Origin of the sequence: Pseudomonas putida (assembly GCF_050990305.1) — a bacterium.
In the GTDB taxonomy this organism is placed as follows: Bacteria; Pseudomonadota; Gammaproteobacteria; order Pseudomonadales; family Pseudomonadaceae; genus Aquipseudomonas; species Aquipseudomonas putida_AH.
In genome coordinates this window covers 2,920,906-2,936,015 of sequence record NZ_CP158817.1, presented here as the reverse complement: position 1 = coordinate 2,936,015, position 15,110 = coordinate 2,920,906, and the positions used below count along the sequence as shown (strand labels likewise).

The 15,110-nt window shown below is 60.7% G+C and carries 14 protein-coding genes; 11 read left to right on the top strand and 3 right to left on the bottom strand.

Annotation, left to right across the window (positions count from 1 at the left end; translation table 11 throughout):
• Positions 1-42 precede the first annotated feature (42 nt).
• The 3 genes from ABTV22_RS13420 to tpx all read right to left on the bottom strand — a co-directional run bounded on the left by ABTV22_RS13420 (position 43) and on the right by tpx (position 5,130).
• A complete protein-coding gene (locus ABTV22_RS13420) occupies positions 43-3,138 on the bottom strand; it encodes an MdtB/MuxB family multidrug efflux RND transporter permease subunit (protein WP_433740799.1) in 3,096 nt (1,031 codons plus the stop codon).
• A complete protein-coding gene (locus ABTV22_RS13415; RefSeq protein WP_433740797.1) occupies positions 3,135-4,451 on the bottom strand; it encodes an MdtA/MuxA family multidrug efflux RND transporter periplasmic adaptor subunit in 1,317 nt (438 codons plus the stop codon). The genes ABTV22_RS13420 and ABTV22_RS13415 overlap by 4 nt, the downstream gene beginning before the upstream one ends.
• A gap of 178 nt (positions 4,452-4,629) precedes the next feature.
• The gene (gene tpx / locus ABTV22_RS13410) at positions 4,630-5,130 is read right to left on the bottom strand and encodes a thiol peroxidase (RefSeq protein ID WP_433740795.1); all 501 of its coding nucleotides are present in this window, start codon (positions 5,128-5,130) and stop codon (positions 4,630-4,632) included.
• Between the two features lie 293 nt (positions 5,131-5,423).
• Between tpx and ABTV22_RS13405 the strand changes: the two genes are divergently transcribed.
• The 11 genes from ABTV22_RS13405 (at position 5,424) to ABTV22_RS13355 (ending at position 15,095) form a co-directional block, all read left to right on the top strand.
• Positions 5,424-5,849, top strand: coding sequence for a YciI family protein (locus tag ABTV22_RS13405; protein WP_433740793.1), 426 nt, complete (start codon positions 5,424-5,426; stop codon positions 5,847-5,849).
• A 374-nt stretch (positions 5,850-6,223) separates the two neighbouring features.
• On the top strand, positions 6,224-6,436 hold the full coding sequence (locus tag ABTV22_RS13400; RefSeq protein WP_433740792.1) for a hypothetical protein: 213 nt from the start codon (positions 6,224-6,226) through the stop codon (positions 6,434-6,436).
• Between the two features lie 10 nt (positions 6,437-6,446).
• On the top strand, positions 6,447-6,623 hold the full coding sequence (locus ABTV22_RS13395) for a hypothetical protein (protein ID WP_433740790.1): 177 nt from the start codon (positions 6,447-6,449) through the stop codon (positions 6,621-6,623).
• Between the two features lie 15 nt (positions 6,624-6,638).
• Complete coding sequence (locus tag ABTV22_RS13390) at positions 6,639-7,586, top strand: SphA family protein (RefSeq protein ID WP_433740788.1); 948 nt, start codon at positions 6,639-6,641, stop codon at positions 7,584-7,586.
• Positions 7,587-7,594: 8 nt separating this feature from the next.
• Positions 7,595-8,575, top strand: a complete 981-nt coding sequence (locus tag ABTV22_RS13385) for an AAA family ATPase (protein WP_433740787.1) — start codon at positions 7,595-7,597, stop codon at positions 8,573-8,575.
• Positions 8,572-9,507, top strand: coding sequence for a DUF58 domain-containing protein (locus ABTV22_RS13380; protein ID WP_433740785.1), 936 nt, complete (start codon positions 8,572-8,574; stop codon positions 9,505-9,507). Before ABTV22_RS13385 ends, ABTV22_RS13380 begins: the two co-directional genes overlap by 4 nt.
• On the top strand, positions 9,504-10,085 hold the full coding sequence (locus tag ABTV22_RS13375) for a DUF4381 domain-containing protein (RefSeq protein ID WP_433740783.1): 582 nt from the start codon (positions 9,504-9,506) through the stop codon (positions 10,083-10,085). The genes ABTV22_RS13380 and ABTV22_RS13375 overlap by 4 nt, the downstream gene beginning before the upstream one ends.
• Positions 10,072-11,064: a vWA domain-containing protein gene (locus ABTV22_RS13370; protein ID WP_433740781.1), complete on the top strand. Its 993-nt coding sequence runs from the start codon at positions 10,072-10,074 to the stop codon at positions 11,062-11,064. Before ABTV22_RS13375 ends, ABTV22_RS13370 begins: the two co-directional genes overlap by 14 nt.
• Position 11,065: 1 nt before the next feature.
• On the top strand, positions 11,066-12,646 hold the full coding sequence (locus ABTV22_RS13365; protein ID WP_433740779.1) for a VWA domain-containing protein: 1,581 nt from the start codon (positions 11,066-11,068) through the stop codon (positions 12,644-12,646).
• Entirely contained in the window at positions 12,643-14,070 is a 1,428-nt protein-coding gene (locus tag ABTV22_RS13360) for a hypothetical protein (RefSeq protein WP_433740778.1), read from the top strand. Before ABTV22_RS13365 ends, ABTV22_RS13360 begins: the two co-directional genes overlap by 4 nt.
• Positions 14,067-15,095, top strand: a complete 1,029-nt coding sequence (locus ABTV22_RS13355; protein WP_433740776.1) for an HAD family hydrolase — start codon at positions 14,067-14,069, stop codon at positions 15,093-15,095. Before ABTV22_RS13360 ends, ABTV22_RS13355 begins: the two co-directional genes overlap by 4 nt.
• The last annotated feature ends 15 nt before the right edge of the window (positions 15,096-15,110 follow it).

Genomic DNA, 15,110 nt, shown 5'->3' with positions numbered 1-15,110 from the left:
CGCGAGCAAGCTCGCTCCCACAGGGGGTGTGAGTGCACAGGATCATACCGACACCTCTTCGGCTTTAGATTTGCCGAAGCGCCGACCCAACCGGTCGAAGTACAGGTAGATCACCGGCGTGGTGAACAGCGTCAGAATCTGGCTGAGCAACAGCCCCCCGACCATCACCAGACCCAACGGCTGACGCAATTCCGCGCCAGAGCCTGTGGCCAGCATCAGCGGTACCGCGCCGAACAAGGCCGCCAGGGTGGTCATCAGAATCGGCCGGAACCGCAGCAAGGCCGCTTGGTAGATCGCGGTCTGCGGGTCCATGCCCTGATTACGCTCAGCGTCGAGGGCGAAGTCGATCATCATGATCGCGTTCTTCTTCACGATGCCGATCAACAGGATGATGCCGATGATCGCGATCATCCCCAGGTCGTTGCCGCTGAGGATCAACGCCAACAAGGCGCCGACTGCCGCCGACGGCAAGGTCGAAAGAATGGTGATCGGGTGGATGTAGCTCTCGTACAGCACGCCCAGCACGATGTACATGGTCACCACCGCCGCCAGAATCAGCAGCAAGGTGCTCGACAGCGACGCCTGGAAGGCCTCGGCCGCGCCCTGGAACTGGGTCTGCACACCAATCGGCATGCCGATGTCCTTCTGCACCTGCTCAATGATCTGCACCGCATGTCCCAGCGCCACGCCGGGCGCCAGGTTGAACGACATCATCACGGCCGGGAATTGGCCGATATGGGTGATCGCCAGTTGCGCCTGGCGTTCTTCGATGTGCGCCAGGCTCGACAGCCGCACCTGACCGCCGTCGGTGGTCTTGACGTGGATCTGGTCCAAAGCCTGCGGGCCGATCTTCTCGCCGGACTGCGATTGCAGGACCACGCGATACTGGCTGGCCTGGGTGTAGATAGTGGAAATCTGCCGCTGGCCGAAGGCGTCGTACAGCGCATCGGTGATGTTCGACACCGACACCCCGACCCGCGACGCAGCGTCACGGTCGATCACCAGATAGACCTGCAAGCCCTTGTCCTGCAAATCACTGGCAACGTCGGTCAGCTCCGGGCGTTCGGCCAGGGCTTCGACCAAACGCCCGCTCCACAGGCTCAGCAGTTCGGCATCCGGCGACGACATACTGAACTGGTACTGCGTGCGGCTGACCCGGTCCTCGATGGTCAGGTCCTGCACCGGCTGCATGAACAGACGGATACCGACCAGCTTGTCCAACTCGGGCTGCAAGCGCGCAATCACACCATTGGCGCTCAGATCACGCTCGCCATGGGCCTTGAGGTTGATCAGCAGACGGCCGCTGTTGAGCGTCGAGTTGTCACCGTCGACACCGATGTAAGACGACAGGCTCTCCACCGCCGGATCGGCCAGGATCACCTTGGCCAGCTCCTGCTGACGCTCGCTCATGGCAGCAAAGGAAATCGACTGCGGCGCTTCGGATATGCCCTGGATCACCCCGGTGTCCTGCACCGGAAAGAAGCCCTTGGGCACAGCCATGTACAGGACGACCGTCAGTGCCAAAGTGCCGATGGCCACCAGCAACGTCAGCGGCTGGTGCTTGAGCACCCACTGTAATTTGCGACCGTAGGCGGCGATCATCCAGTCGATGAAGGCACCGCTGGCGCGATAGAAGCAGCCCTGTTCGTCTTCCTTGGGTTCGCGCTTGAGCAGGCGCGCGCACATCATCGGCGTCAGAGTCAGGGACACCACCAGGGAAATCAGAATCGCCACCGCCAGGGTGATGGCAAACTCACGGAACAAGCGCCCGACCACGTCGGCCATGAACAGCAGCGGAATCAATACCGCGATCAGCGACAGGGTCAGGGAGATCAGGGTGAAGCCGATCTGCTTGGCGCCCTTGAGCGCCGCATTCAGAGGGCTGTCACCCTCTTCGATGAAGCGGGAAATGTTCTCCAGCATCACGATCGCATCGTCCACCACAAAACCGGTGGCGATGGTCAGGGCCATCAGCGTCAGGTTGTTGACCGAAAACCCGGCGAGGTACATCACGCCGAACGTACCGATCAGCGACAGCGGCACGGCCACCGACGGAATGATGGTGGCGCTGGCCCGACGCAGGAACAGGAAGGTGACCATCACTACCAGGGCGATGGCGATCAGCAGTTCGTGCTGCACATCCTTGACCGAGGCGCGGATGGTCTGAGTGCGGTCGGTCAACACAATGACGTCGAGGCCGGCCGGCAGGTTGTCCGTGATGCTCGGCAGCAGGGCCTTGATCCGGTCCACCACTTCGATGACGTTGGCCCCCGGTTGCCGCTGGATATTCAGCAACACCGCCTGGTTTTCATTGGCCCAGGCCGCCAGACGTTCGTTTTCGGCGCCGTCGACAATCTCCGCGACATCTTTAAGGCGCAACGGCGCGCCATTGGCGTAGGCCAGGATCAGGTTGGCATAGTCCTCTGGCGAGGTCAGTTGATCGTTTGCATCGAGCATCGACACCCGGGTCGGGCCGTCGAAGTTGCCCTTGGGCTGGTTGACGTTGGAGGCACCGATCAGGGTGCGTACGTCCGACAGGTTCAGACCGTTGGCCGCCAAGGCTTCGGGATTGACCTTGATCCGCACCGCCTGACGCTGGCCGCCGGCAATGCTGACCATGCCGACGCCGCTGATCTGGGCGATTTTCTGCGCCATGCGCGTATCGACCAGATCGTTGAGCTTGGGCAACAACATGGTTTTTGAAGTGATGGCCAGGGTCAGCACCGGCGTATCGGCCGGGTTGACCTTGTTGTACACCGGTGGCGCTGGCAGGTCCTTGGGCAGCAAGTTGGTCGCGGCGTTGATTGCGGCCTGCACCTGCTGCTCGGCGACATCCATATTGATGTCCAGGCTGAAACGCAGGGTCAGCACCGAAGCGCCACCGGAACTGGTCGAAGCCATTTGCGTCAGGCCCGGCATCTGCCCGAACTGGCGTTCAAGCGGCGCGGTCACAGCGCTGGTCATGACGTCCGGGCTGGCACCGGGATAGAGGGTCATGACACGAATGGTCGGGTAATCGACCTGGGGCAATGCCGATACCGGCAACAGGCGATAGGCGATCACGCCGGCCAGAACGATGGCCAGCATGCTCAGGGTGGTCGCTACCGGACGAAGGATGAACAGCCGCGAGAGATTCATGCGCCGCCCTTTTTCGCCTTGTCGGCAGGTGCCGGTTCAGTGGAGTTGGCTGCCGACTTGCCTTGCAGATGGCCAGCGGGGCTGGTCGGCACTTGCTGCGGGTCGTTGACCACTTCCACGTCGCTGCCGTCCTTCAGGCGGTCGGTGCCTTCCAGTACCACGCGATCACCGGCAACCAGGCCTTCGGTGACCACGGTGTTATTGCCGTCGCTGGCACCGATTTTCAGTTGATGGATCTTGACCTTCTTGTCGCCATCCAGGGCATAGACGAACGTGCCGTTGGTGCCGAACTGGATCGCGGCGGAAGGCGCCAGGATCACGTCCTTGAGGGTGTCGGCCAGCAGGCGCACATTGACGAATTGGTTGGGGAACAGCACTTGGTCGCGGTTGTCGTAACGGGCCTTGAACTTCAGGGTGCCGGTGGTGACGTCGATCTGGTTATCCAGGCTTTGCAGCACGCCCGTGGCCTGCAACTTTGTATCCCCGCGATCCCACGCCTCGGCAGGCAGCTTCGCGCCACTGCGATAACGGGCAAGCACGGTATTGAGACTGTTCTCGGGCAATGTAAACGCCACGCTGATTGGCTGGGTCTGGGTGATGATCGCCAGCGCCGTGGTGTCGTTGGCTGCGACCAGGTTGCCGACGTCGAGCTGACGCAATCCGACGCGCCCGGTGATCGGTGCGCGAATCTTGGTGAATTCCAGATTGAGCTTGGCGTCGTTGACCGCTGCCTGATTGGTCTTGACCGTACCTTGGAATTGGCCGACTAGCGCGATGGCGGTGTCCAGGGTCTGTTTGGCGATGCTGTCTTCCTTGTAAAGCCCGGCATAACGCTCGACATCCACTTGGGCATTTTTCAACTGCGCCTGATTCTGCAACAAGGTGCCTTCGGCCTGGAGCAAGGCGTTCTGGTACGGACGTGGGTCGATTTCAGCCAGCAGATCGCCAGCCTTAACCATCTGCCCTTCCTCGAAATAGATTTTGACCAGTTCACCAGCGACGCGGCTGCGCACGTTGATGGTGTTCAGCGCGGTCACGGTGCCCAACGCCTTGTAGTACAGCGGGAAGTCCCCCTTGACCGCTGGCGCGACACGCACCGGAACCGGCCCGGTAGCGCCGCCGAACCCTGGACGCATCCCGCCTGCCCTGCCGGTGTGCCCCGCTACGGCTTTAGACTGTGCCCCCTCTTTCGGCACAGCACTCCCGGGCCAGAATTTCCAGCACAGGCCAGCAATGACCAACAAGACGAGCAGGCCGAACAGCCAGCGACGGGGACTACGAGAAGCGGAAGATTGCATTGAGAGATCAACCATTGGGCGCGTGGGCGTTTATCACATAAGGCTGAACGATAAGCACTGGCGGGGTTTAAGCAAAGCGCCTTTACCGGCAATTTACCTTTGGCTTACGTAACAGGAGATTTGTGTAAGACACTGAACCACAAATGAAAACGGCCTGGACAGGGCCAGGCCGTTAACAATTGTAAAACTCTACTTACTTCAATACAGCGAGTGCAGCTTCGTAGTTTGGTTCCTGAGCGATTTCGCTGACCAATTCGCTGTGCAGCACGTTGTCGTTCTCATCCAGTACAACGACAGCACGGGCGGTCAGGCCTTTGAGCGGGCCGTCGGCGATGGCCACGCCGTAGTTCTGGATGAACTCTGCACCGCGCAGGGTCGACAGGTTCTGGACGTTTTCCAGGCCTTCAGCGCCGCAGAAACGCGCTTGGGCAAACGGCAGGTCAGCGGAAATGCACAGCACCACGGTGTTGGCGATGTCGTTGGCCTGGGCGTTGAACTTGCGTACCGAAGTGGCGCAGGTCGGGGTGTCGATGCTTGGGAAGATGTTCAGCACTTTGCGCTTGCCGGCAAAGTCTTTGAGGGTGACGTCGGACAGATTGCCGGCAACCAGGGAAAAGGCTGGCGCCTTGGAACCGGCTTGTGGCAACTGGCCATTGACTTGAACCGGGTTGCCTTTAAGAGTCACTTGAGCCATGAACGGAGTCCTTCTGAACGTTGTTGGAGAGAATCTTGAAGAGGCCGAAGTTAACCACGAAATCGGCCGATGACCTAGCAATGCAGTGCCTCCCGGAACCCTGAATTTCCCCTGTAGGAGCTGCCGAAGGCTGCGATCTTTTGATTTTGTTTTTTAAGATCAAAAGATCGCAGCCTTCGGCAGCTCCTACACGGGCTCGAGGCGAACCGAGAGATTAATGTTACATCTCTGTCGATTCAGCCGTTGATCATTCGACTATATGTGAATCCTTCAAATCCAGTGGAGATCACACCATGCGCTTCATGATCATCATCAAGGCCAGCCAGGACTCCGAAGCCGGCATCATGCCCAGCACCGAACTGCTGACCGCCATGGGCAACTACAATGAAGAACTGGCCAAGGCCGGCATCCTCCTGGCCGGCGAAGGCCTGCACCCGAGCAGCAAAGGTGCCCGTGTACGCTTTTGCGGCGACAAACGGACGGTGATTGACGGCCCGTTCGCCGAAACCAAGGAACTGATCGCCGGTTTCTGGCTGTGGCAGGTGAAGTCCAAGGAAGAAGCCATCGAATGGCTCAAGCGCTGCCCCAACCCGATGCCGGGTACGGAGCCTGAGATCGAGATTCGGCAGGTATTCGAAATGGAGGATTTCGGCGCTGAGCTGACGCCGGAGCTGCGGGAGCAGGAAGAGCGGGCATTTGGGCAGTCGAGGAAGTGTTAAGTGTTTATATAACGATGGAGTGATCCTCTTCTTAATACCCTGTCATCGTTCTTCGCGGGCAAGTCGGGTCGCCGCATCGCTCGCTCCTACGGACCCTGCCATCTGTAGGAGCGAGCGATGCGGCGACCCGACTTGCCCGCGAATTCGTTTTCAACGCGCCTTCAACAGGTTGATCCCAATTAACTTTTTAGTACACACAAAAAACGAGAACCGTATACACAAAATCAAAGAATTAAACCCCTCCGACTGGCTAACCCCCATTTAGCTGCTAGCTTCAAGAGACGTGTCCTACAGCCTTGATAGCAAAGAGATTACGTCGTAACGGCCACCAAGCGCCGAGTTGTCCAAATGAGCCACCAGGGAATCGGGGAATCATGTTGAACACATTGGGGATGCACGCCTTTGTTCTGGCCGATTTATTTGCGCCTTTTATTTGCGCCCGCGCTTACAACGCCGAGACCGCCAACCAGAGCTACAACCTGCTGAACCTCGTGCCGGGTTCGACGGGTATCTGCACATTTGATCGCAAGTTCGACGCTCACTACATCCCCCTGCTCTGCGGGACTATCGTCACGTTCGAAAAGTGAGGACATCACCATGAAAATTGCTATTCGCGCCGCCGTTTTTAGCCTGATGGCCATGTTCGCCAGCTGTGGGGTCGGTGCTCAGGGACTGGATACCCGCGCCACTGGCGACCTCCGGCAACCCACGCAAGAAGTCAGCAACAGTCAATGGAAAACACCGTTGCCTATGCCCCTAACCCAACAGATCTAATCAGCGGAGCCAGGCATGTTCAGGCCTTTAGCAGTCCACCCTTTATTGGCCCTTTGCATGCTGGGCGGCAGTCCTTTGGTGTTTGCCGCAGAAGGTGGTGTGGGCCGGCCGATCACCGGCCTGCAGGTGTTCTCCAATGCCGGCGTCGTGCCGCCGGAACCGGGCTGGGTGATGTCATTGACCAGTTTCTGGTACGACGGCGAACTCAAGGGCAACGCGCAGGTACCGATCGGGGGCGCCTTGAGCACCGGCGTAGACATGCAGGTTTCCTACACCATCGCCGACTTCACCCATGTCTGGGATACCGGCACGGGTGCCTGGAACTTCGCGTCGGCCATCGGCGTACCGGTGCAGTACACCGACGTGACCGCCAGCATCACTGGCCCCCGTGGCAGGACGCTGGGCAGCGAGGACACCGGCACCCAGTTCGCCGATTTGTTGATCACGCCGATTGACGCCGGTTACCACTTCGACGAGGTCAACCATCTTTCGCTGTCCTTGCCCATCTACGTGCCGACAGGCGCTTACAACAAGGATCGCTTGGCCAATCCTGGTCAGAACAACTACACCTTCATGCCCACCGTGGCGTTCACCCATCTGGATGGCAAGGGCGGCGAGTTCACGCTCATGAGCAGCCTGGAGTTCTATACGGAAAACGACGCCACCGATTATCGCAACGGCAACATTTTCACCCTCGACGCGCTGTGGACCCATGGTTTCGGCAATGGCTGGGCCGCCGGCATGGCCGCCGGCTACATCCAGCAGGTCACCGACGACTCGGGAAGCGGCGCAAACAGTGGCTTTCGCGGCCGTTCCGTCGGCGCAGGTCCTGCGGTGGGCTGGCAAGGCAAGTTCGCCGACGCCCAGGCCAACCTGAGTGCCCGCTGGATACCGGAGTTCGACACCAAGAACCGGCCCGAAGGCAATGGTTTCAGCGTCAACCTGACCCTGGCATTTTTCTAGGAGCTTGCATGACCGTACTTAATGATCTCAACGCGCTGCAAGCCAGCATCGCCGAAGCGGTACTTGGCCAGGATCAGGTGATTCGGCAAATCCTCCTGGGCCTTCTGGCCAACGGACATTTGTTGCTCGAAAGCCTGCCGGGGCTGGCCAAGACCCGCACGGTCAAGGCGCTGTCCAAACACCTGGACGCGAAGATGAGCCGCATTCAGTTCACCCCGGACTTGCTGCCTTCGGACATCACCGGTGCCGAGGTGCTGCATCAGGTCGAAGGCAAAAACGAGATCCGCTTCCAGCCAGGGCCCCTGTTCGGCAACCTGATCCTGGCCGACGAGATCAACCGCGCCCCGGCCAAGGTCCAGGCGGCGCTGCTCGAAGCCATGGAAGAACGGCAGATCACCGTAGCCGGTAACAGCCACGCATTGCCGCAGCTGTTCATCGTGATCGCCACGCAGAACCCGATCGAACAGGAAGGCACTTACCCGCTGCCGGAAGCGCAGATGGACCGTTTCCTGATGAAAGTACTGCTCGATTACCCCAGCGCCGAAAACGAAAGCCAGGTCCTGCGCCTGTTGCGCGAAGAAGAACAGGCACTGGGCGCCAAGACTGCTGCGATACAGGGCTTTGCACTGGCTCAGGACGTGATCTTCGCGGCACGCCGGGAAGTCAGTGCCGTGCACGTGTCGCCCGCCATCGACAACTACCTGATCGATCTGATCAACGCTACTCGCCACCCTGCCGACTACGACGCCGATCTGGGCCGCTGGATCGCCATCGGCGCCAGCCCTCGCGGCGGCATCGGCCTGGACCGCTGCGCTCGCGCCGATGCGTGGTTGCAGGGTCAGGACTTCGTCTCGCCGGACAACGTGCGCGCCGTGGTGCACCCGGTGCTGCGCCATCGTCTGCAATTGAGTTACGACGCCGTGGCCGACGGCGTGACGGCCGATCAGGTGCTCGACCGTTTGCTCGATAAAGTGGCGATTCCTGCATGAATATTGACGGCCTGGTCTACGTCTCTCTAGCGCAATTGATGGCGCTGGAGTTCAAGGCCCGTGACCTGAGTTTTCTCGCCCGTCAGCCCCAAGGCAGCATCCTCGCCGGCAACCATGCCTCGCGCCTGCGTGGCCGTGGTTTGAATTTCGACGAACTGCGGCGCTATCAGCCCGGCGATGATTTGCGCCACCTCGACTGGCGCGCATCGCTGCGCACCGGGAAACCGGTGGTGCGCACTTTCACCGAAGAACGTGACCGCCCGGCGCTGATCCTGGTCGACCAGCGCATGTCGATGTTTTTCGGTTCGCAACGCAGCTTCAAATCCGCCGTTGCCGCCGAACTCGGTGCGTTGGCGGCCTGGATGGTGTTCAACGCCGGCGACCGTGTCGGCGGGTTGGTGTTCAACGACCGGCGCATCGACGCCATTGCACCCTTGCGTAGTCGTAAGCGGATCGAAGCGCTGTGCAGCCGCATCGTCCAACAGAATCAGGAACTGAGTGCCGCCAACCCGGACGCTGAAGGCGAAGACCAACTCGATAAGGTGTTGCAACAGTGCCTGGCACTGGCGGGACATGATCATCTGATCTGCATCGTCAGCGACTTTGCCGGCGCCGGGGAGCGCACCTTGCAGTTGATGCGGCAGTTGGCGGCGCACAACGATGTGATCGCCATGCAGGTCTACGACCCCTTGGCGCTGAAGCTGCCGAAAAATGGGCGCTTGCTGGTCACCCAGGGCCAGTTGCAGGTGGAACTGGCGGTTGAGCGTCGGCAGGTACACCAACCGCTGGGTGACTTTCTCAGCGGTCGGCTCAAGGACGTCGCCACCCTGCTGCGCCGCAGCCAGGTGCCGCTGATGATGTTCAGCACTGCCCTCGACGCTCAGGAACAACTGCGCGCCGAACTGGGCAAGCTGACCGGGGGGCGGCGATGAATCCAAACATTCCAAGCATCGATCAGCTCAAGGAAATAGCCCTGCCTGCGCCAGTCAGTTACGCGCCACAGACCTGGGGCTGGTGGGCGCTGCTCGGTTTGTTGGTGGTGACCGCGTTGATCATTGCCGCCCGGCGCTATTGGCAATGGCGGCGTGATCGCTATCGGCGCGAGGCGTTGGTGCGGTTGGCGCAGTTGCAAAAGCGCAGCGATGACCTGAGCGCGTTGCGCGAACTTCCGGAGTTGCTCAAGCGCACCGCCATCTCCATGCCTGCCACGCCGTCTGTAGGAGCAAGGCTTGCCCGCGATGCAGGCGCTGCGGTCCTTCAGACAAACCGCGTTATCGTTCATCGCGGGCAAGCCTTGCTCCTACAGGGGCCTGCGGCGCTAGGAAAAGAGGATTGGCAAACTTTCCTGCAGCGGCACTGCAAGCACTCCCTGCCCGCCGACTTCAGCCAGCAACTGTCACTACTGGCCTACGCCCCGGATGCGGTCTTGCGCGCCCTGCCCGCCGAGCAACGCCAGCACCTGTTCGACACCTGCAAACTCTGGGTGGAGCACCATCATGTGGCAGCTTGATTACCCCTGGCTGTTACTGCTGCTGCCATTGCCATGGTTTGGCTATCGCTACCTGCCCGATTACCGCGAGGCACGCAGTGCGGTGCGGGTGCCGTTTTTTGCGGCGATGAGCCGCGCGGTCGGCCAAGCGCCGAGTCAGGCCGGCATCCGCAGTAACCGCTGGCAGTTGCTGTTGAACCTGTTGGTCTGGGTACTGCTGCTAGTGGCGGCGGCGCGGCCGGTGTACGTGGAAAAACCCATCGAACGCCAACAACCGGTGCGCGACCTGATGCTGGCCATCGACCTGTCGCAATCGATGGAAACCACCGACTTCACGGATGCCAACGGCCAGAAAATCAATCGCCTGGCCGCCGTGAAAGAAGTGGTGCAGGGCTTTATCGACAAGCGCAAGGAAGATCGCCTCGGCCTGATCGTGTTCGGCAGCGGCGCTTATCCGCAAGCGCCGCTGACCCTCGATCACGCCAGCCTGTCGCTGTTGCTGGACGACACGGGTATCAGCATGGCGGGCCCCAACACGGCCATCGGCGACGCCATCGGCTTGAGCCTCAAGCTACTGGAACAGGCCAAGGAAGAAGAAAAAGTGGTGATCCTGCTCACCGATGGCAATGACACCAGCAGCGCCATTACCCCGGATCACGCCGCTGCCATGGCCGCCGCCAAAGGCGTGGTGATTCACACCATCGGCATCGGCGATCCGCAAGCTTCCGGCGAAGCCAAGGTCAATCTCGGCAGCTTGCAGCAGATCGCCGAAGCCACCGGCGGCAAATTCTTCCGCGCCGAAGACCGCAATGCGCTGAACGAGGTCTACGGCACCCTCGATACCCTCACACCGCATCAGGTGAAAACCCTCAGCCATCAACCGAAAAAGGACCTGTTCTGGTGGCCGCTGGGGGCCGCGATTGCCCTGCTGGCGCTCTATCATTTGGGCGCCCTGCTGCGTCCGCACCTGTCCATTGCGCGTCAACGGCAGGAGGCCTGAAATGGAGATCAATCTCAGCGACTTCCACTTCCTGCGACCGCTCTGGCTGTTACTGCTGCCCTTCGCCGCCCTGCTGCCCCTGCTGTGGCGCCGCAGTCGCGACCTGCAACGGCGCCTGCGCGGCAACATTGCCGAACATTTGCTGCCGCACCTGCTGATCACGCCAGAGGATCGCCAGTGGCTGCGTCCGGTGCACCTGGTGTGCGCCGTGTTGATCGTGGGTGCGCTGGCCGCCGCCGGGCCGACCTGGGAGCAGGATCGACCGGATTTTCTGGAAAACCGTGCACCGTTGATCATCGCCATGGACCTGTCGCCTTCGATGGATGCCACCGATATACAGCCATCGCGCCTGGAAGCGGCCAAGCACAAGCTGCACGACCTGATCCAGCATCGTGCCGGCGCGCGCAATGCCCTGATTGCCTACGCCGGCAGCGCGCACCTGGTGCTGCCGCCGACCGACGACCCGGCCTTGCTCGACACCTTTATCCAGGCCCTGGCGACTAACTTGATCGACAAGCCGGGAAAGGATGTCGGTGCCGTCATCGATCAGGCCAAGCGCCTGCTGGCCGCCGAAAAATCCCCCGGCACCCTGCTGCTGGTCACCGACGGTGCCGACACTTCGGCGCTGGCTGGCCTGGACAAACGATTGGACGACAGTGACCTGCAAGTGCTGATCCTGGCCGTCGGTAACGAAGACGGCGGGATTATCCGCGACGCCAGCGGCCAGCCGCGTACCGACAGCAACGGACGTCCGGAACTGGGCAGTTTCGATCAGGCAGCGCTCAAGCAGCTGGCATCGGCACTGGATGCACCACTGGGTAGCCTGACGCTCAACGACGACGATCTGGACTGGGTCGATCTGCACGCCCAGCAACATTTCCAGAGTGCCAGCGACGAGCAACGGGAATTGCACTGGAAGGACGCCGGTTATTGGCTGTGCTGGCCACTGCTGTTGCTTGCCTTCTTCAGTGTGCGCAAGGGCTGGAGCCTGAACTGGATGCCCGGATTGCTGTTGGCGATCGGCCTGGGCATGCAGCCGGCCCCGGCACAGGCCAATGCCCTGACTGACGCCTTTTTCACCCCAGACCAGCAGGGACGCTGGGCCTTTGAACATGAACACTTCCCGCAAGCCGCCGCGCATTTTGTCGACCCTTACTGGAAAGGCATCGCCGCCTACAACGCGGCCGATTTCGATCTGGCGCTGGCCAGCTTCGCGCGCCTGCAAACTCCCCAGGCGTATTTCTACCTGGGCAACATTTATGTGCGTCGCTTCAAGTTCGACCAGGCCATCGCGGCCTATACCCAAGCGCTCAAACTGCAACCGCAATTCCCCGAAGCCACGGCCAACCTCGCTCTGGCCATCGCCTTGCAGAAAGACACCGAAAGTGCGGAGGAGAATGCCCCGGAAACCAAGCCCGACGAGATCAAAATGGACAAGGCGCCGGGCAAGGGCCAGAGCAAATCCCTGGTGACCCAACAGGCGACGTCGGATGAGCAATGGTTGCAGAACCTGAGCACATCGCCGGCGAAATTCCTCAAACAGAAGTTCAGTTTGCAGGATCAGGCGGGGGCCAAGCCATGATCAGTCTCATAGACCGCGTCGCGGCCATCGCGAGCAGGCTCGCTCCCACAAGGGATTCGCATTCACCGCAAGCCCCCTGTGGGAGCGAGCCTGCTCGCGAAAGCGTCAGTTCAATCACCGCAAAACTCTGCATCTTGTTCATATGTCTGATCTCCACCTGCACCCTAGCCGCCGAACCCGAACTGCGAGTCCAGGCCACCCTGCAACCCGCCACCACCCCCATGGTCGGCAGTGTTGTCCAACTGCAACTCGACATCCTCACCGACACCTGGTTCACCGACGCCCCCGCCCTGCCCGACCTGAAACTGCCAGGGGCGCTGATCATGCCTCCGGACGGCCATGCCGAACACTTGAATCAGAGACTCGATGGCAAGTCGTTCAGCGGCATGCGCTTCAGCTACCTGATCACGCCAAATGTGGCCCAAGGTTTTGACATTCCTGCGCTGACCGTTCGTGCGACCCCAGGTCAGGCCACCACCGAGTTGAGTGCGCAAAGCCAATCGCTGCATTTCACAGCGACGCAACCGCCAGGGTTCAAACCTGGTGAGCCGGTCCTGGTGGCGCAGGGATTGCGTTTCACCCAGAACCTCATCAAACCGACCACGCCATTGAAAGTCGGCGACAGCCTTACCCGGCAATTGACCCTGCAAGCCGATGGCGCCCTGGCCATGTCGTTGCCGACGCCAACACTGGGCGATGTCCGCGGCCTGAGCGGTTACCCGAAAAACCCGCAGGTCAGCACCCTGGACGACGGTCGCGGCCACTTCACCGGTGGGCAACGCATCGACAGCGTCACGTACCGAATCGACCACGAAGGCCACTACAGCTTGCCAGCCATCGAAGTGAAGTGGTGGGACACCGGCAGCCAACAGACTCGTATCGCACAAGTCCCCGCCGTGGAATTCGACGCCGTGGCCAATAGCGCCAATCGCCCAGTCTTCTCGATCACCGAAGACCTGAAAAAGCTCGGCCAGCAAAACCGTCTGCACCTGTCGGGGTTTGTCGTTGGACTGTTGGCGCTGCTATTGGGCGCGGCACTGCTCGTTTGGTTTGCACGGCCACTGGTTCATCGCGCATACCTCGGCTGGCAGGCCCGGCGACGTGCCCGGCACCTGGCCTGGCTGCAATCGGCCGACTACGCCTGGCAGCAAATTCCGCCACAGCTGGACGCTCAACCGCCGCAATTAAGCGCCCTCTACCTCTGGACCCGCCGCAGTCGCAAAGGCTTGAAACTGATCGGCCTCGGCCCACGCCTGCAAGCCCTGTTGCGTGCCTGTTACGGCGGTGAACCCACCAAAGATCACGCTTTACTAGAACTCAAGCAATCCTTGGCTACGCTGCATAGTCAGGTCGAGCGCAATAGAGAATCAATCGCTCCCGCACTGCGACCGCTCAACCCCGTTCACGAGAAGGATTTCCCATGACGAACCCGATATCGATCCGCCAGCATCATGGATTGAAGTTTTTGCTGACGTTGGCGCTGAGTCTGCCACTGCTGGTCCAGGCGGCCGAGCCGTTGCCCTCGTGGAACGACGGCCCGTCGAAAAAGAACATCATCGAGTTCGTCCAAGCCGTGACCGATCAGAGCAGCAAGGACTTCGTCAAACCCGAGGACCGCATCGCCGTATTCGATAACGACGGCACCTTGTGGAGCGAACAGCCGATGTACTTCGAGTTGCTGTTCGCCCTTGACGAAGTCAAGCGCACTGCGGCGCAGCACCCGGAATGGACAACCACCCAGCCGTTCAAGGCCGTATTGGAAAACGACCACAAGGCCCTGGCCGCCACCGGCATGGACGGCTTGCTGAAAATCGTCGCCGCGACCCACAGCGGCATGTCCACCGAGGCCTTCGACGATTACGCCAAGACCTGGCTGAGCCAGGCCCGTCATCCGAAAACCGGTAAGCCTTACACCGAGATGATCTTCCAGCCGATGCTGGAAATGCTCGACTACCTGCGCAGCCAGGACTTCAAGACCTACATCGTGTCCGGTGGCGAAACCGGTTTCATGCGCGCCTTCGCCGAAAAGGTCTACGGCATTCCGCCGGAGCAGGTGATCGGCACTACGTTTGTCACGACGTTTGACTACAAGGATGGCAAGGCGTCGATCTTGCGCACGCCGAAACTGGCCCACAACGACGACGGACCGGGCAAACCGGTGAGCATCGACAACGTAATCGGCCGTCGACCGATACTGGCCTTCGGCAACTCCGACGGCGACCAGCAAATGCTGCAGTGGACCGCCGCTGGAGCGGGCAAACGATTCATGGGCTTGGTGCATCACACCGATGCCAAACGCGAATGGGCTTACGACCGCGAATCGAGTATCGGTCGCCTGGACAAAGCCCTGGACGAAGCAAAAACCCGTGGCTGGACCGTGGTCGACATGGCTGCCGAATGGCGGCGGATCTACCCCTTCGACGCAGCCAAAACCGAGCAAGTGCAATAAAAAAGCGTAAAGCAG